13 protein-coding genes and 1 pseudogene are annotated in these 17,103 nt (G+C 43.1%); all 14 read right to left on the reverse strand.

What is annotated here, in order from left to right; translation table 11 throughout:
• Nucleotides 1–508 precede the first annotated feature (508 nt).
• The 14 genes and pseudogenes from ACQXR1_RS08895 to recA all read right to left on the reverse strand — a co-directional run bounded on the left by ACQXR1_RS08895 (nucleotide 509) and on the right by recA (nucleotide 17,043).
• A pseudogene (locus tag ACQXR1_RS08895) lies at nucleotides 509–832 on the reverse strand (VWA domain-containing protein).
• A 42-nt stretch (nucleotides 833–874) separates the two neighbouring features.
• Nucleotides 875–1,072, reverse strand: coding sequence for an XtrA/YqaO family protein (locus tag ACQXR1_RS08900; protein WP_151257152.1), 198 nt, complete (start codon nucleotides 1,070–1,072; stop codon nucleotides 875–877).
• Between the two features lie 381 nt (nucleotides 1,073–1,453).
• Nucleotides 1,454–3,337, reverse strand: coding sequence for a DNA mismatch repair endonuclease MutL (gene mutL / locus ACQXR1_RS08905; RefSeq protein WP_430772017.1), 1,884 nt, complete (start codon nucleotides 3,335–3,337; stop codon nucleotides 1,454–1,456).
• 15 nt (nucleotides 3,338–3,352) lie between these two features.
• Complete coding sequence (gene mutS, locus ACQXR1_RS08910) at nucleotides 3,353–5,944, reverse strand: DNA mismatch repair protein MutS (protein ID WP_430772018.1); 2,592 nt, start codon at nucleotides 5,942–5,944, stop codon at nucleotides 3,353–3,355.
• Nucleotides 5,945–6,076: 132 nt separating this feature from the next.
• A complete protein-coding gene (gene cotE, locus ACQXR1_RS08915; protein WP_003221022.1) occupies nucleotides 6,077–6,622 on the reverse strand; it encodes an outer spore coat protein CotE in 546 nt (181 codons plus the stop codon).
• A 261-nt stretch (nucleotides 6,623–6,883) separates the two neighbouring features.
• A complete protein-coding gene (gene ricA / locus ACQXR1_RS08920) occupies nucleotides 6,884–7,315 on the reverse strand; it encodes a regulatory iron-sulfur-containing complex subunit RicA (RefSeq protein WP_014664027.1) in 432 nt (143 codons plus the stop codon).
• Nucleotide 7,316: 1 nt separating this feature from the next.
• Nucleotides 7,317–8,846: a tRNA (N6-isopentenyl adenosine(37)-C2)-methylthiotransferase MiaB gene (miaB, locus tag ACQXR1_RS08925; protein ID WP_306289811.1), complete on the reverse strand. Its 1,530-nt coding sequence runs from the start codon at nucleotides 8,844–8,846 to the stop codon at nucleotides 7,317–7,319.
• A 144-nt stretch (nucleotides 8,847–8,990) separates the two neighbouring features.
• Nucleotides 8,991–10,169 carry a glycine C-acetyltransferase gene (locus ACQXR1_RS08930; RefSeq protein WP_430772019.1) on the reverse strand — a complete coding sequence of 393 codons (1,179 nt, stop codon included), beginning with the start codon at nucleotides 10,167–10,169 and terminating at the stop codon, nucleotides 8,991–8,993.
• A gap of 13 nt (nucleotides 10,170–10,182) precedes the next feature.
• Nucleotides 10,183–11,226, reverse strand: a complete 1,044-nt coding sequence (gene tdh, locus ACQXR1_RS08935) for an L-threonine 3-dehydrogenase (protein WP_430772020.1) — start codon at nucleotides 11,224–11,226, stop codon at nucleotides 10,183–10,185.
• Nucleotides 11,227–11,491: 265 nt separating this feature from the next.
• Entirely contained in the window at nucleotides 11,492–11,752 is a 261-nt protein-coding gene (gene spoVS / locus ACQXR1_RS08940) for a stage V sporulation protein SpoVS (protein WP_003154135.1), read from the reverse strand.
• A 198-nt stretch (nucleotides 11,753–11,950) separates the two neighbouring features.
• The gene (ymdB, locus tag ACQXR1_RS08945; protein ID WP_040083141.1) at nucleotides 11,951–12,745 is read right to left on the reverse strand and encodes a 2',3'-cyclic-nucleotide 2'-phosphodiesterase; all 795 of its coding nucleotides are present in this window, start codon (nucleotides 12,743–12,745) and stop codon (nucleotides 11,951–11,953) included.
• A gap of 69 nt (nucleotides 12,746–12,814) precedes the next feature.
• Nucleotides 12,815–14,377: a ribonuclease Y gene (gene rny, locus ACQXR1_RS08950; RefSeq protein ID WP_003221010.1), complete on the reverse strand. Its 1,563-nt coding sequence runs from the start codon at nucleotides 14,375–14,377 to the stop codon at nucleotides 12,815–12,817.
• 276 nt (nucleotides 14,378–14,653) lie between these two features.
• Entirely contained in the window at nucleotides 14,654–15,829 is a 1,176-nt protein-coding gene (locus tag ACQXR1_RS08955; RefSeq protein WP_430772021.1) for a serine hydrolase domain-containing protein, read from the reverse strand.
• 167 nt (nucleotides 15,830–15,996) lie between these two features.
• The gene (gene recA, locus ACQXR1_RS08960) at nucleotides 15,997–17,043 is read right to left on the reverse strand and encodes a recombinase RecA (protein ID WP_003245789.1); all 1,047 of its coding nucleotides are present in this window, start codon (nucleotides 17,041–17,043) and stop codon (nucleotides 15,997–15,999) included.
• Between the last annotated feature and the right edge of the window lie 60 nt (nucleotides 17,044–17,103).

A 17,103-nucleotide genomic window follows, 5' to 3' on the forward strand; every position in this document is an offset into this window, starting at 1 on the left:
AGCACCTTCTTTCCCGAACGAATCCCAACCAAACGTTTAAAGAATTTTAAGCAACCGTTCAACTTTTGGTACTCTCCAAGCTGTCATAGCGTACGTATGAACCTTTTTCGTATAGTGGTAATGATTTTGTTTTATGTGCTGTTTTGCCTCCACTTTAGTTAGAAACATTATATTTTGATAGATGTGATGAACCTCTGTTTCTGGTATCAGATTAGTGTCACTGTCTACATATTCATGTATCCAATCTAATGAGGAAACTTCACACTTTATATCTTCCATCGCTTCTGAGGACAATTTTTTTATTCTCCTTAATGTCCTTTATATAACTTTCCAGTTCATATGATTCACCATCTTCAGGGATGTAAACAAAAAAGCGTTCCACAACATCCTCTGAATTTCGAATCCATTTATAATCCCCTACAAACCAAAATCGTAGTGCAGCTTGAAAATCACGATCCTGTGTTTTCAGTTCATTTTTAAGATCTTTCCAAAAAATGAATATTCTTGTTCATTTCAGATCACCCTCCAATTCATTTTGGTCAACTGTAATCGCAAAATTACGATTGGTAATGATCTTCTCTAATGCTTGTTTATATGTTTCTATCCCCGCTTAGTTGCTGAATGTTCTTTTGAGCCTGCCGAAATTAATGTACAGTATTTCCTGTTGACGCTTGTTTTCCTCAATGATTTCCTGTTGCTTAACAGACAGTTCAGTCCGATCAATCAGAAAGTCAATATGCTCTTTGGCCATCCAATATTGATCTGTCAGCCTAGCATTTTCATAGCCTTTTAGTTTTGAAATACGCGCTTTAATTTCCTGTAATTTATCCATGTCTGTTCCTCCCTTATCGCATAGAGGACCGGCCCCTCTGCGTCACATTTTATAGCCGATCTCAAAATCAATTCTGGAGAGATTGCCTTTTGACGTTTGCACGATTGTTTTCCCGTGCTCCGGCATTTCCGTTAACTTGAATGATTTATTGTTTCCGTCAATCGCAATGACGTAATTTTTGTCATTTTCAATTTGATTAAGTACCTGTTCCAGATTTTCTATATGTTTTGGACAGTTCACTATAAACGCACTCGAAAGGTATAATAAAAGTGTTGAGTTTCTATTTTTCCATACCGGTGACGTCTACTAGATGACTGTTATCACGTCCAATCGTTCATTGGGAAAACTTGCAGCTTAGTCTGTGGTTCTTCTGTTTGGATGATTGGATGTTTTTATATACTCCAAACGCTCCTCTTCCGTCATAATCTATGTAATGACTTCCCTATGCTGACGTAAGTCTTTATTTTCTACAGTCAAGATGACTTCAAATGTTTAAATTCATATCACTGAAAAAACACAATAAAAAAAGCATTGATCAATTCCGAAGAATATCTCAATGCTTGAAAAATGTATGGACAAAATACGGGCAAAAGGTCTTTTCCCCTTCACCAACCTCCCCCACTACATCACGCGTTTGAACATCTTTTCCATCTCATAAGTGGAATGGTGTATGATGATCGGGCGGCCGTGCGGGCATGTAAATGGGTCTGATGTGCTTCGGAGGTCGTCCAGAAGCGCTTTGATTTCGTCGTTTCTGAGGTGGCGATTTGCTTTGATGGAGCCTTTGCAGCTCATCATAATCGCGGCTTCCTCACGGAGTTTTTTAATATCAATATTTTTGGAGTCGAGCACCTGCTGAATGATTTCTTCTATCAGCTCGGCTTCTTCTCCCTTTGGAAACCAGGCCGGGTGGCAACGGACGATGTAACTGTTAGAGCCGAATGACTCTAAAAAGACACCAACACTTTCGAGCTCTTGTTTGTGCTGTTCGATAATCAAAGCCTCGTTTGTGGAGTAGTGGAACGTCAGCGGTACAATCATATCCTGGACCTCAGGTTCAACCTCCCCCACCTTTTCACGGAAGTACTCGTATTTAATACGTTCTTGGGCGGCGTGCTGGTCGATAATATACAAGCCATTCTCATTTTGTGCCAATATATAAGTCCCGTGCATCTGGCCGATCGGGTACATAATCGGAACCCGCTCAGACGTTGGCGGCGGCTGTTCCTCATGGTATTCCTGCTCATATGTTTCAGACTGTTCTTCTGAAACACTGGACACCTCAAGGGTTTGTTCCTCATCATCGATAGGTGGAGCATCAAAATGGAGAGGAGGCAATTCTTCCTCCGCATCAGCCGGCTCCTTCACGACTGAGCTGAGCTTCATTGGTGAATAAGATGGCGCAGTCGATTTTTCCGGAACTTTTTTTTCCACAGGTTTTTCATCAAAGCTTATAAACTGCTGCTCATTTTTGATGGCAGGTGCTGATTTTTTCGGGAGCTGGGCACTCGGAATCAGCTGCTGCTGTTTAAATACATCTTTAATTCCGTCACGTATTAAGTCATGAAGCTCTGTTTCCTTGCTGAGCCGGACCTCAAGCTTCGATGGATGCACGTTGACATCGACTAAAATCGGGTCCATCGTAATTTCTATAAATGTAATGGGATGGCGTCCGATCGGCAAAAGCGTATGATATCCTTCATGAACCGCTTTGACGAGCGGGAAATTTTTAATGTAACGGCCATTGACCACAGACGACATATAGTTTCTCGACGCCCGTGTAATCTCTGGGAGAGCGATATATCCCTTCACTTCAAAATCCAAAGAGCTTACATGCAGCGGAAGCATTTTTTTGGCGACAGCAGTGCCGTAAATCGCTGCCAGGACATGGCGTACATCTCCGTTTCCATTCGTTTGAAGCAGGTTTTTCCCATGATGGCGCAGACGGATCGATACCTCTGGATGCGCCAGAGCAATACGATTAACCACGTCTGTAATGTTTCCAAGCTCTGTATGAACGGTTTTCATATATTTCAAACGGGCCGGTGTGTTAAAAAACAAGTTGGAAACGATAATTTCAGTTCCCTTCCTGCTTGAGGACCGCGATTCGGAAATGATGTTTCCTCCTTGAAGGACGAGCTTCGTCCCAGCTCCTTCACCAGTGCTTGTCGTAATCTCCAGATGAGAGACTGACGCGATACTCGGCAGGGCTTCTCCCCTAAAACCAAGCGTTCTTACCCTGAATAAATCATTTTCATCTTTTATTTTACTTGTTGCGTGGCGGCGAAAAGCACGCTTGCAATCTTCATTCTCCATTCCTTCGCCGTTATCCAAAACCCGAATGGATGCAAGGCCTGCTTCCTCAATATCGATTTCAATGACTGTGCTGTCAGCGTCGATCGCATTTTCCACCAATTCCTTGACGACTGAGGCGGGCCGTTCCACAACCTCGCCCGCCGCTATTTTATTTGAAAGCTCATCTGACAGCTGGATGACTTTTGCCACATTCATCACCCCGTTTTAATGTAATTTCTTTTGCAGCTTGTACATTTCATTCATCGCTTCAAGCGGTGTCATATCAAGTATATTAAGTGATTTGAAGGCATCGAGCACCTGCTTTTCTTTTTTTGAAAGCTTTGGTGTTTCAGCCGGCTTTTCCCCTTCGTCAAAAAAGGAAAGTTGTGCCGGTTCTTCTTTCACCTGGGGTTTCGCCTCCTGAGATTTATGCACGGGCACCTCTGGTTTGTTTCCTGACTGCTCCAGCTCTTTTAAAATATCTTGAGCCCGCGCAATCAGATCTTCAGGCAGCTCAGCAAGCTGAGCTACATGGATACCATAGCTTTTATCAGCAGCACCTTCTTTAATTTGATGAAGAAAGACAACAGTTCCGTTATATTCTTCAGCGCGAACATGAACGTTTTTCAGCTGGGGCAGCTTGTCCTCCAGAACAGTCAGCTCGTGATAGTGTGTACTGAACAGCGTCTTGGCGCCGATATGATCGTGAACATATTCAATAATCGCCTGTGCCAGCGCCATGCCGTCATAAGTGGACGTTCCCCGCCCAATTTCATCAAACAAAATGAGGCTGTTTTTCGTCGCATTGACAATTGCATTTTTCGCTTCAAGCATTTCTACCATAAATGTACTTTGTCCGGAAATCAAATCATCTGCAGCGCCGATTCGTGTAAAAATTTGATCAAAAATCGGAAGTACCGCTTTTTTCGCGGGTACAAAGCAGCCGATTTGCGCCATAATGGAAATGAGCGCGATTTGTCTCATATACGTGCTTTTCCCTGACATGTTTGGACCTGTAATGAGAAGCATTTGTCTGTTATCGCCCATCATACAGTTGTTCGGGACATATTCCTGGCTGTCCATGACTTTTTCAACAACCGGGTGTCTGCCTTCAATCACTTCGACTTCATCTTTAGAGAACTCCGGTTTCGTGTAGTGACGATTTTCACTGATTGTCGCAAAGCATTGCAGCGCATCCAGCTCGCTCATCTGTTTTGCAAGCTGCTGAAGCCGCGGAATATACTGCTTCACTTTCTCGCGCAGCTCGGTAAACAGCTCGTACTCCAGCTCGCAGATGTTATTTTCCGCTTCTAAAATGAGCGCTTCTTTTTCTTTTAATTCTGGTGTAATGTAGCGCTCTGCATTCGTTAACGTCTGCTTCCGCTCATAACGCCCTTCCTCAAGCAAATGCAAATTTGCTTTTGTCACCTCAATGTAATAACCGAAAACTTTATTAAATCCGACCTTTAAAGAGCGAATGCCTGTGTATTCCCGCTCCTGCTGTTCCAGGCGGGCAATCCAGTCTTTTCCGTTTCTGCTTGCATCACGGTATTCATCAAGCTTTTGATTGTAACCGTCTTTTATCAGGTTTCCTTCTTTTAACGATAAAGGAGGATTTTCGTACAGCGCTTCTTCCAGCAGTTCAAGTACATCTCCGCAAGGGTCAATACGCTCTGCACGTTCCTTGGCCTTGTCATGAGCAAGTGAAGCAACCAGCTGTTTGATGCCAGGCACTTGCTTTAACGATTCCTTCAGCTGAATCAAATCCCGGGCATTGACATTTCCGAATGCCACGCGGCCGGCAAGACGTTCTAAATCATATACTTCTTTTAACCGTTCACGCAGATCTTCCCGTTCAAAGAAATGGGACATCAATGTTTCCACCATTTCTTGGCGCTCTTCGATTTGATTGACTCTGATAAGCGGCCGGTCAATCCATTGTTTAAGAAGCCGGCCTCCCATTGCCGTTTTTGTTTCATCCAGCAACCACAAAAGGGAGCCTTTTTTATTTTTCGAACGGATCGTTTCGGTCAGCTCTAGGTTACGCTTTGAGTACAAGTCGATTTTCATCGCTTCCTCAAGCTCATACACCTGCACAGGCTGAAGATGATCAAGGCTGCGCTTTTGGGTTCTTTTCAGATACGCATATAAGCGCATAAATGTTTTTGTTACATCTTCATTATTTAAGTGCTCAATGATCGTGACGTGTTCGTCTATTTCTCCGTCTTCAATTGAAATCGTTGCACCGCACCGCTCTTTCAGCTGTGCGACTGTATCGGCATCCAGGCTTCCTGAAACCACGATTTCCCGTGCGCCGACTGAATAAATTTCTGATATGACGTCTTCAAGCCGTTCAATCAAAACAGCCAAATTTTCTCCCGTTGTTAAATCGGAAAGCGCAAGCCCGTATCCATTCGAGCAGGCTGAAACAGATGCGATAAAGTTATTTTCCGATTCATGGATGCCTTTGCCGTCCATTACAGTTCCGGGCGTAATAAGCTGAACCACTTCTCTTTTTACAACACCCTTTGCGGCCTTCGGATCTTCCGTCTGTTCACAAATCGCCACTTTGTATCCTTTTTTAATAAGCTGTTCAATATACGCGGAAGCAGAATGATACGGCACACCGCACATCGGTATTTTTTCTGCCCCACCGCCGTCTCTGCTCGTTAACGTAATTTCCAGCTCTTGTGACGCTTTTTTAGCGTCCTCAAAAAACATTTCGTAAAAATCACCCAGTCGAAAAAATAAAAAGGCATCCTGGTGCTCTGCCTTAATTTTTAAATATTGCTGTATCATAGGCGTATATCCGGCCATTGTTTAATCCCTCACTATGTATCAACGTATCTATTTTCCAACCTTCATTATAACATAAACAAAAAGTGATAAAAGAATGATATATCAATATAAAAAAGAGACTTGGGGGTACTGTCTCCCCTAGTCCCTTTTTTATTCTTCAGGATCTCCCACTAAAAATTCCGGGTTGATGTCTTCAAGCTCTTCATCAAGCTCATCTTCCCAATCTTCCTCGTCTTCCTCTTCCCAGTCAGGATTGACCTCAACAACCACCTTTGTTTCTCCTACCACTTCCGCCAAAAATTCTCTTTCTGCCTGCACAACGATTTTATTTCCATTTGGCGAAATAGTCACTTCAAGGCAGTTTGGCTGCTGAAGCACTTTGGCAATTACTTCATGCTCATCATCTAAGTAATTATTGTCTCTGTATCTGAGTTTAATGACATCTACGTATTTTACCCGTTCTGTGACAACCTCTGTCTTTGTGTTGTCCGCGTATGAGTACCATACGTTTATATCATAATACCCTTCAATTTCTACCGTTTTTCCAATTTTTTCAGCGTCGTACTTGTGGTTAATAATCCAACCACCCAAAATGCTGCTAGGTTTTTTCTCAGGGGAGATAGTGTTGGTGCATTGGGTGAATTTTCGGCCTTTCGCTACTACTGCCTTCGTGATAATTTCCCTGTATTCAGACATTCCGGCATGCCTCCTTGTTCTTCTTCGTGTTATCTTATGCTGGGCATTTGTCTAGTGTGCATTTTTATAAATAAAATATAAAAATACAAAGTTTCTGTTCCATTGTATGCAGGTGTGCCTAGAAACTTTACTTATAAGTACGATAAAGTTTACTCGCGGCTGAGCACAGAAAAACCAATTGAACATTTAGTACATAGATAATTTAGTTCATTTATAACCAAATAAATGATAAAAAAACACGGGCCTGTAAAGGCACCGTGTTTAGAGAGAACAGCTGTTATTTGAATGCTTCACCTTTGAACCGGTTTCCCCTTTCAGCAGGTCGCCTCCGGTTGACGTGATGATTTCATTTGTGACTTGGTTGGAAATGGTGTGTGCAACGAGCTGCAGTAGGTCATTTACCTCCATCTGCGAGTCTCTGAATTCCTGGATAACAGGAATCCCTTCAAGTTCTTCTTGCAGCGCGTCAATTTTTGCTTCTACTTGTTTGAGCGCTTCATGCTTTTCATAATGCTTCAGATTGACAGCCTGCTTTTGCAAGGCTTTAATCTGATTAACGATTGCAGACACTTTGTCATTCTCATTGATTTGCGCTTCAGCTCGTTTGAAAAAATCAACCTCTTCTGTTTCAGAGATCATTTTTGCAAGGTTCCGTGCCTGCTGCACAATGTCTTTTTTTGAGTAGAGCGTCATCTTATTTCACCTCGATTGCTTCTCCTACCATTTCTCCATCAAGCGACCATGTTTTCGCTTGCTGGATTTTCACGCGGACAATTTTGCCGATGGCTTCCTTCGGCCCTTTGAAATTGACAAGCTTGCTTTTTTCAGTATAGCCGGCAAGAATATCAGGGTTATTTTTGCTTTCACCCTCAACTAATACTTCGACAACCTTGCCTTCGTATTCCTTCATTTTTTTAGCGGAAATTTCATTCACCAGTGCGTTTAGACGCTGCAGGCGCTCTTTTTTCACACGCATCGGTACATTATCTTTCATCTTTGCAGCCGGAGTGCCCTCACGCGGAGAGTAAATGAACGTATAGGCGCTGTCAAACTCCACCTCACGATATAGAGAAAGCGTTTCTTCAAACTGCTCGTCCGTTTCGTTCGGAAATCCGACGATAATGTCCGTTGTCAAAGAAGCGTTCGGCATTGCTTCTTTAATTTTTCGAACCAGCTCCATGTAACGCTCTCTGTCATATTTGCGGGCCATCAGCTTCAGAATTTCTGAGCTTCCTGATTGAACCGGAAGATGAATGTGATCAAGCAGATTTCCGCCTTTCGCCAGCACTTCAATGAGGCGATCGTCAAAGTCGCGCGGATGACTTGTTGTAAAGCGGATTCTCGGGATATCGATTTTTCTCAGTTCATCCATCAAATCACCAAGTCCGTACGTCATATCTTCAAAGTCTTTTCCATACGCGTTTACGTTTTGGCCTAACAGTGTAATTTCCTTATAGCCTTCACTCGCAAGCCTTCTCACTTCCTGAATGATTTCCTCAGGGCGGCGGCTTCTTTCTTTTCCGCGTGTGTAAGGCACAATGCAATACGTACAGAATTTGTCACAGCCGTACATAATATTGACCCAGCCCTTAATTTTTCCGTTCCGGACTTTCGGAAGGTTTTCAATAACGTCCCCTTCCTTGGACCAAACTTCTATGACCATTTCTTTTGAAAGGTATGCTTCTGACAAAAGCTCCGGCAGGCGATGAATGTTATGGGTTCCGAAAATCATATCGACAAACGGATGTTTTTTCAAAATCCGGTTCACGACTGATTCCTCTTGAGACATACAGCCGCACACGCCTAGAATCAGATCGGGATTGTTTTTTTTCAGTGCTTTTAAGTGCCCGAGCTCACCAAACACCTTGTTTTCGGCATTTTCACGGATCGCGCATGTGTTTAACAAAATAACATTGGCATCATCAACAGAGTTTGTCGCTTCGTAACCGAGCGCCATAAAGATCCCTGCCATAACCTCTGTATCGTGTTCATTCATTTGGCAGCCGTACGTACGGATATAAAACTTTCTTCCGTCTCCCAAGCCTTTAAATTGTTCAGAAATTTTAAAGTCATTATGATAAGTAACGGCTTCCTTGCCTCGTTTTTTCGCGTCTTTTAAGGAAGGCGGAATGTAAACAGCTTCAAAGTACTTGCTGTAATCCTTCTCGGATTTTTTGTCCGATGGATTTACTTGTCCGCTCTCTAATTTTTGTTTTTCATTCATATCATATTTTCTCCTTTCAAACCAAACTTCCACCCTTCAGTATAAAGGTTATTGAAGCTCTGCACAACTGGCAACCTATCATTGTACACTCATTGAGAATAATAATCAATAAGGAATCAAAAGAGGAAGAGTTTGCTCTTCCTCCTACAATAGATGGAGCTCCTTTGCCGTCTTTTCGATGACATCAAGCGCCTGATCCAGTTCATCTTTGGTATGCTCAGCTGTTATAATCGTGCGAATTCTGGCTTTACCCTTTGCTACAGTCGGGAAAACGATGCTTTGGGCAAAAACGCCTCGAGAAAGGAGCTGATCAGAAAATTGCTTTGCCACACCTTCATCACCTATTAAAATAGGAAGAATCGGCGTTTCACTCTTCGTGAGAGTCAGGCCCATTTTTACAAGCATTGCTTTAAAATAAGCGGTATTCTCCCACAAGCGCTCCATATGCTCCGGCTCTTCCAGCAAGACATCGATCGCTTCCATACAAGCGGCAGTAACAGCAGGCGGATGGGATGTGCTGAATAAAAACGGACGGCCTTTATGGCGCAAATAATCGATCAGCACCTTTGAACCTGCAGCATAGCCGCCAAGCACTCCGATTGCCTTGCTTAGTGTTCCGACCTGAATATGGACTCTGCCATCCAGACCGAAGTGATTCACTGTTCCCCTGCCGTTTTCACCAAGCACTCCGGATGCATGGGCGTCATCCACCATCACAAATGCGTCATATTTCTCAGCAAGCTCTACAATATCAGGCAAAGGAGCTATGTTGCCATCCATAGAAAACACGCCGTCTGTCACAATCAGACGCATCCGATAATTCATTGACTTTCTCAGCACCCGCTCTAAATCACTCATATCGACGTGCTGATACACCTTTTTATCCGCCTTTGTCAGTCGAATTCCGTCAATAATAGAGGCATGGTTCAGCTCATCTGAGATGACAATATCCTCTTTTGTAAGAATACTTGAAAGTACGCCTTGGTTCGTTGTGAAGCCTGATTGGAATACAAGTGCTGCCTCCGTTTTTTTAAAGGCTGCCAGCTTTTTCTCAAGTTCTTGATGCATGGTAAATGTGCCGGCAATCGTTCTCACTGATCCGGTGCCGGCTCCATACTGCTGTACGGCCTCCTGTGCGGCGTTGATGAGTCTAGGATGTGAAGTTAATCCGAGGTAATTATTAGAAGAAAGCTGAATGACTTTTTGATGATTGACTGTGACAGATGGGCCTTGCATAGATTCAAGCTGTTTTATGTCTTGCCATGTATGGTTTTCTTTCATTCTATCAAGCTCTGCTTTTAAAAACTCAAATTCCTTCGTCATGTTTATCCCCCTTTTATGGAATTAAAATTACTTTTCCGCACTGGCCGCTTCTCATCAGTTCGAAACCTTTTTCAAACTCCTCTAACGGAAACTGATGGGTAATAACAGGTGATAGATCGAGCACGTTTGAACTGATCAGTTGAGACACCTGGCGCCAGGTTGAAAACATTTTTCTTCCTGTGATTCCTTGGATCGTAAGTCCTTTAAATACCACTTTATTCGTTAAATCAATTGTCACCGGATGTTCCGGCAAGCTCAGAATATGAAACCTCCCGCCATTCGCAGCCATCGCAAGACCTTGGGCAATCGCTGAGGGATGGCCGGACATCTCACAAACAAGATCTGCGCCTTCTCCATTCGTTAAAGCGCTTACAATTTTGAGCGGATCTTCTTTTTCAATAGAAACAGTACAAGTCGCTCCCATTTGTTTGGCAAGCCTCAGCCTGTATTCATTCTTATCGATTGCTATCACCTGAGAAGCTCCTGCTGCTTTTGCAACCGCAACAGCCATAAGACCAATCGGTCCGCAACCAATCACTGCAGTCGTTCCTCCTGCAGGCTGGCTCTCCAGTACGGTATGAACTGCATTTCCTAAAGGCTCTTGAATAGAAGCAATCGACGGGTCCATATCAGCGGGATTTCTCCAGATGTTATCAGCGGGAACTTTTACATATTCCGCAAAACAGCCTGCCGTGTCCACTCCGATAATCGCAGTATTGGTGCAAACATGAGATTTTCCTGTTACACAAGGGACACATTCACCGCAGACAATGTGTGTTTCCGCCGACACATACTCTCCTACTTTTACACCGCTGACATTCTCTCCCACAGCTTCAACAATTCCGCTGAACTCATGACCGAAAACATAGGGTGTTTTGATTCTCTGACGTGCCCATTGATCCCAATTATAAATGTGCACATCCGTGCCGCATATGGAAGCAGCTTTCACTTTTATGAGGACTTCATGTTTATCAATCTCAGGAATAGGAACTTCAGTCAGCACAGCACCGAACGCCCCGTCCTTTTTCATTAGAGCTTTCATCTTTCCACTCTGCATGTACAATCCTCCTTGAAAAATTCTTGTTACATTCGGATTGTACCATGATATGGAATAAGCGTAAACAGCACTGTCTTTTCCAGAAGGACAAAAGTATCTGTCTTGAAAAATGGGCGGAATTTTTTTTTTGAAACGTTTTAGCTCATTTCTGATTTTGCATATCCGCCCATTATATGCCAAAAATACTATCGGGAGAAAATATCACAATAAATGAAAAACAACCTGTTTGCATTACGCAAACAGGTTGAGAATACTTTATTTGTTTTTAGCGAGGTTCCACGATTAATTTAATCGCTGTTCTTTCTTCCCCATCGATTTGAATATCTGTAAAAGCCGGAATACAAATCAAATCAACGCCGCTAGGCGCCACAAATCCCCTGGCAATCGCCACAGCTTTTACAGCCTGGTTTAATGCACCAGCTCCGATCGCTTGAATCTCGGCGGCTCCTCGCTCTCTCAACACGCCTGCAAGCGCACCTGCCACTGAATTTGGACTCGATTTTGCTGAAACTTTTAAGATTTCCATTTCTGCTCCCCCTTAGTTTTACAATGGATAAGTGAGTGTTCATTAGAACAATCATTATTAGATGTTGCTATCCAAAAAGCCATCCCCACAATGCTTTTCAAAAATAGCGGGCTACCTTCCATTTTTACTATATTCACTAAGGAGTTGCTATATTCCTGCTTTTCTTTTTAATATTTTTATAAAATAACCTATGTTCAATTATTCAAAGAACATGTGATCATCATTGATTAAAACACGCTCGATTTTCACGGCTTTTTTCGTTTGATCATCTATGTCAATGACAACTCCGCTGAGCGTTGTTTTCCCTTCAGCGACAGTAAACCGGACTGGAAGGTTCGTTTTGAATCGTTTAATAATCGTCTCTCTGTCCATTCCCAGTATACCGTCATATGGGCCAGTCATTCCTACATCAGTAATATATGCCGTTCCCTTCGGCAAAATGCGGTTATCCGCTGTCTGCACGTGTGTATGAGTTCCTACAACAGCTGATGCCCGTCCATCCGTGTACCAGCCAAGCGCGAGCTTTTCACTTGTCGCTTCGGCATGAAAGTCGATAAAAATGTACGGTGTTCTTTTCGCAGCTTCAGCAATCAATTCATCCGCTTTTAAAAATGGGTCATCAAGCGGCGGTAAAAACGTACGTCCCTGCAAATTAATAACCGCAAGTTCTTTGCCGTTTGCTTTCACATATGTGATTCCTTTCCCCGGTGTTCCTTCAGGAAAGTTTGCCGGGCGAACCAAATTCGGAACGTCATCTATAAAATCAAAAATTTCTTTTTTGTCCCATGTGTGGTTCCCCATTGTGATTGCATCTGCACCGGACTGGATTAAGCTGTGATAAATTTTTTCCGTCAGGCCTTTTCCGTGTGCGGCGTTTTCACCATTAATAATGGTAAAGTGAGGCTTATATTTTGTTTTTAACTTTGGTACATATTCTTTGACCATGTCACGGCCCGGTGAACCGACAACATCTCCGATAAATAAAATTCTCATTTTGTAAATCCTTTCTTCTTGAAAATTCCTTAGCCGTCAAAAAAATAAAGTGATGCTTAGCGCATCACTTTATTTTGCATACTCTACGGCACGAGTTTCTCTGATTACAGTCACCTTAATATGACCTGGATAATCGAGCTCGTCCTCAATTCGCTTGCGGATATCTCGCGCCAGTCGATGAGCTTCAAGATCATTAATTGAATCCGGCTTCACCATAATGCGCACTTCGCGTCCAGCCTGAATGGCAAATGATTTTTCAACACCTTCGTAGGACTCAGAAATTTCTTCGAGTTTTTCAAGTCTTCGAATATAATTCTCGAGCGTCTCACTTCTCGCGCCAGGCCTTGCAGCGGAAAGCGCATCTGCTGCAGCGACCAGCACAGCGATAATGGAAGTCGGCTCCTCATCCCCGTGGTGTGATGCAATACTGTTAATCACGACTGGGTGCTCTTTATATTTGGTCGCAAGCTCTACCCCGATTTCAACGTGGCTTCCTTCTACTTCATGGTCAATTGCTTTCCCGATGTCGTGAAGAAGACCCGCACGTTTGGCAAGCTTTGCGTCTTCACCAAGCTCCGATGCCATTAGACCGGCCAAGAATGCGACTTCCATGGAATGCTTAAGCACATTTTGACCGTAGCTTGTACGGAACTTTAAGCGGCCGAGGATCTTGATGAGATCTGGGTGGAGGCCGTGAACGCCAACCTCAAATGTCGTCTGTTCACCCATCTCACGAATATAGTCATCGACCTCGCGACGAGATTTTTCAACCATTTCTTCAATCCGTGCCGGATGAATTCGGCCATCCTGAACGAGTTTATCAAGAGCAATTCTGGCTGTCTCACGTCTGATCGGATCAAATCCGGAAAGAATGACAGCTTCAGGTGTATCATCAATAATCAGGTCAATTCCTGTCAGCGTTTCAAGCGTACGAATGTTACGCCCTTCCCGTCCGATGATACGTCCTTTCATCTCATCATTTGGAAGATTGACAACTGATACCGTTGTTTCGGCAACGTGGTCCGCTGCGCAGCGCTGTAAGGCGAGTGAAAGAATGTTTTTCGCTTTCTTATCCGCCTCTTCTTTCGCACGGTTTTCAGTTTCTTTTGTCATGATGGCGATGTCATGTGAAAGCTCGTTTTCAACCCGCTCAAGAATGATTTGCTTTGCTTCATCACGAGTCAGACTCGAAATTCGTTCCAACTCTGACTGCTGCATACGAATCATCTCATCCACTTTGCTTTCCATCTCTTCAATATGTTGTTGTCGTTCATTCAGAGAATGATCTTTCTTCTCCAACATCGCTTCCCGTTTATCAATTCCCTCATGTTTGCGATCAAGGTTTTCCTCCTTTTGGAGTAAACGGTTTTCTTGTTTTTGAAGCTCATTTCGTCTTTCACGAACTTCCTGTTCAGCATCTATTCGAAGTTTGTGGATTTCATCCTTTGCTTCAAGCAGAGCTTCTTTTTTCAGTGCTTCAGCATCACGCTTTGCATCTTCAAGAATTTGCTCGGCTGCACCGCGTGCGCCCGCAATTTTCGCTTCGGCAATGGTTTTACGAACAAAGTAGCCAACAACTAAACCGAGTAGAATCAGCAAAATGGAGATGAGAACCATCATAATTGGGGTCATACTTTCACCTCCTCTTGCTATAAACTTGGTTGTTGCTTAAATAAGTGTCGGCATGTACATTGTCTAGTTTTCTCAACATACAGAACCTTCACAGGGAATGAGTATGTTCATCGCCCTTGTCAAGTTTAAATGGTTTAACAATCATGTTAAAAAAACAAATGTTACAACTTCATTGTAAATGTGTCGGAAATACTTGTCAAGCTTGCCATCTTAACGTTTGCAGACCCGACGTCTTTTCCCGTGCCGAATGCAATTTATCCAAAAGAAGATCACGGATCATTCTTGATTCAGAAGCTGATATATTTTATTGTTCACTTGGCCCAATTTAGCGTTATTTTGAATGTTAGAGAACAAAATAACAATGGTTTGCCCAGATTTACTAAAGCTGTTCAAGATATTGAAGCCCGGCATAACGCCATGGTTTGAATAGCTTCCGGGATCAACATAAAATCCCATGCCGTATGTGGAGCTGCTCCCTGGCGTAAACATCTTTTCATAGCTTTTTTGTGAATACAGTTTTCCGTCTACCAGCGCTTGGTCAAATTTATACATATCTATAGCGCTCATATAAATATCGCCGGCTCCATACAGCTGAGATAGATCAGGTATATACGGTGTAACCGTTTTGCTGCCCTTCATCTTATACCCGACGGCAGGATAAGGTTCTTTTTCATATGTTTTGTAAAAGCCTGCATGCGTCATTCCCGCCGGTTTAAAAATGTGTTTTTTTATGTACTGTTCATACGGCTCACCGCTTACTTCAGCAATGATATAAGCGAGAACAGAATAGTTGGAATCCTTGTAGTCCCATACGCCCGGCTGACGTTTGATTCCCTGAAGTTCTATGTCTTTTATTAAATCGTCCGGGGTAATGGCGCCGTTTCCTTCAATATGTCCGTTTATCCCCGATGTATGTGTAAGCAGATTCTTCAAAGTAATCGTTTGTCCGTTAGGAAAATGAGGTAAATATGTACTTACCGGATCACTTGTCTGAAGTTTCCCCTTTTCCTCAAGCTGCAAAATAGCGGTTGCAATCAGCGCTTTTTGTGACGAACCGACGTAAAAAGACGTCAATGGATTATTTTGAATGTGATGTTCACGGTCTGCATAGCCAAAACCTTTATTTGTTACGATTTCTCCATTTCTGACAATCATAGCGGTTCCGCTGAAACCGATCTCTTTTAAATAATTGCTGATGTTTTGATTTCGGTCTACTGTTTTGATTTGTTCCTCTGATTTTTTGGCAGTTTTCTTTTTAACCTCTTTTTTCTGATCGGTATTTGAAACCGCTGCAGTTTCTTGAGATGGCTCGTTTTCTTCACTATTTCGATGAAGCGCATTCCAAATCGTAATGCAAACCATCACTGCTAAAAGACCAAGCAAAAGTTTTCCTCTTTTATTTAGTTTTCTCCGTCTGCGTTTCGCAGTTCTTCTGCGGGTTGGGCTCGTCATTCATTTTTTCCTCCCGAAATAAATTCCATTTTGCACACGTTTTGTTAGACGAATAAAGCCCTAAAAAAGTTGTCAAGAAAAGCAATATTTTTATCATTTTTTTGCAAAATACAAAAAAGCTGAGTTTTTCACTCAGCCTTTTGTATCATTTGAAATTTATTTTATTTTTATTCTTCAAATTCGAGTTCTTCTTGTGTCTCTTCAGCTTGCTGCTGCACTACTCCGTTATTATCCAAGCCGTAATGTTCGCGAATCTGCTCCTGGATCATCAGCATGATATCTTTATTTTCTTTCAGGAATTGTTTTGCATTTTCACGGCCTTGGCCAAGACGCTCTTCTTCATAAGAGTACCATGAACCGCTTTTTTGCACGATATCAAGTTCAGTTCCTAGATCAATGATTTCTCCTTCTTTTGAAATGCCTTCTCCGTACATAATGTCAACCTCGGCTGTACGGAACGGCGGAGCCACCTTGTTTTTCACGACTTTGATTTTCGTTTTGTTCCCCATTACGTCATTGCCTTGTTTCAGCTGTTCAGCACGGCGCACTTCAAGACGCACGGAAGAATAGAATTTCAGTGCACGGCCGCCAGGAGTTGTTTCCGGGTTCCCGAACATAACGCCGACTTTTTCACGAATTTGGTTAATGAAAATCGCGATTGTCTTCGATTTGTTAATGGCTCCTGAAAGCTTACGAAGCGCTTGAGACATTAAGCGTGCTTGTAGACCGACATGCGAATCTCCCATGTCGCCTTCAATTTCCGCTTTTGGAACGAGAGCAGCTACAGAGTCGACAACAACAATGTCAACTGCCCCGCTTCGAACCAATGCTTCCGCAATTTCAAGCGCCTGCTCGCCTGTGTCAGGCTGAGACAGTAAAAGCTCTTCGATGTTAACACCAAGCTTTTGCGCGTATACCGGATCTAACGCATGCTCCGCATCGATAAACGCGGCTTGTCCGCCCTGCTGCTGTACTTCAGCAATTGCATGAAGCGCCACAGTTGTTTTACCTGAGCTTTCAGGACCGTATACTTCAATAATCCGTCCGCGCGGATATCCGCCAATTCCCAATGCCGTATCAAGAGCAAGGGAGCCGCTTGGGACAGTAGAAATTCTTGTATCTGTCTTTTCTCCCAGTTTCATAATGGAACCTTTGCCGAACTGTTTTTCTATTTGTTTAAGAGCCATATCTAAGGCTGCCTGACGATCACTCATTCTATTTTTTCCTCCTTTATGTTACCACTACATATACTATACCCTGTTTGAAGGGATTTG

Origin of the sequence: Bacillus sp. ATD (assembly GCF_050585765.1) — a bacterium.
In the GTDB taxonomy this organism is placed as follows: Bacteria; Bacillota; Bacilli; order Bacillales; family Bacillaceae; genus Bacillus; species Bacillus stercoris.

Excerpts from the sequence above, each read along its gene's own strand:
- mutS (WP_430772018.1), bottom strand. The coding sequence starts at position 5,944 with ATGGCCGGATATACGCCTATGATACAGCAATATTTAAAAATTAAGGCA.
- cotE (WP_003221022.1), bottom strand. The coding sequence starts at position 6,622 with ATGTCTGAATACAGGGAAATTATCACGAAGGCAGTAGTAGCGAAAGGC.
- ricA (WP_014664027.1), bottom strand. The coding sequence starts at position 7,315 with ATGACGCTCTACTCAAAAAAAGACATTGTGCAGCAGGCACGGAACCTT.
- miaB (WP_306289811.1), bottom strand. The coding sequence starts at position 8,846 with ATGAATGAAAAACAAAAATTAGAGAGCGGACAAGTAAATCCATCGGAC.
- ACQXR1_RS08930 (WP_430772019.1), bottom strand. The coding sequence starts at position 10,169 with ATGACGAAGGAATTTGAGTTTTTAAAAGCAGAGCTTGATAGAATGAAA.
- tdh (WP_430772020.1), bottom strand. The coding sequence starts at position 11,226 with ATGCAGAGTGGAAAGATGAAAGCTCTAATGAAAAAGGACGGGGCGTTC.
- spoVS (WP_003154135.1), bottom strand. The coding sequence starts at position 11,752 with ATGGAAATCTTAAAAGTTTCAGCAAAATCGAGTCCAAATTCAGTGGCA.
- ymdB (WP_040083141.1), bottom strand. The coding sequence starts at position 12,745 with ATGAGAATTTTATTTATCGGAGATGTTGTCGGTTCACCGGGCCGTGAC.
- rny (WP_003221010.1), bottom strand. The coding sequence starts at position 14,377 with ATGACCCCAATTATGATGGTTCTCATCTCCATTTTGCTGATTCTACTC.
- ACQXR1_RS08955 (WP_430772021.1), bottom strand. The coding sequence starts at position 15,829 with ATGACGAGCCCAACCCGCAGAAGAACTGCGAAACGCAGACGGAGAAAA.
- recA (WP_003245789.1), bottom strand. The coding sequence starts at position 17,043 with ATGAGTGATCGTCAGGCAGCCTTAGATATGGCTCTTAAACAAATAGAA.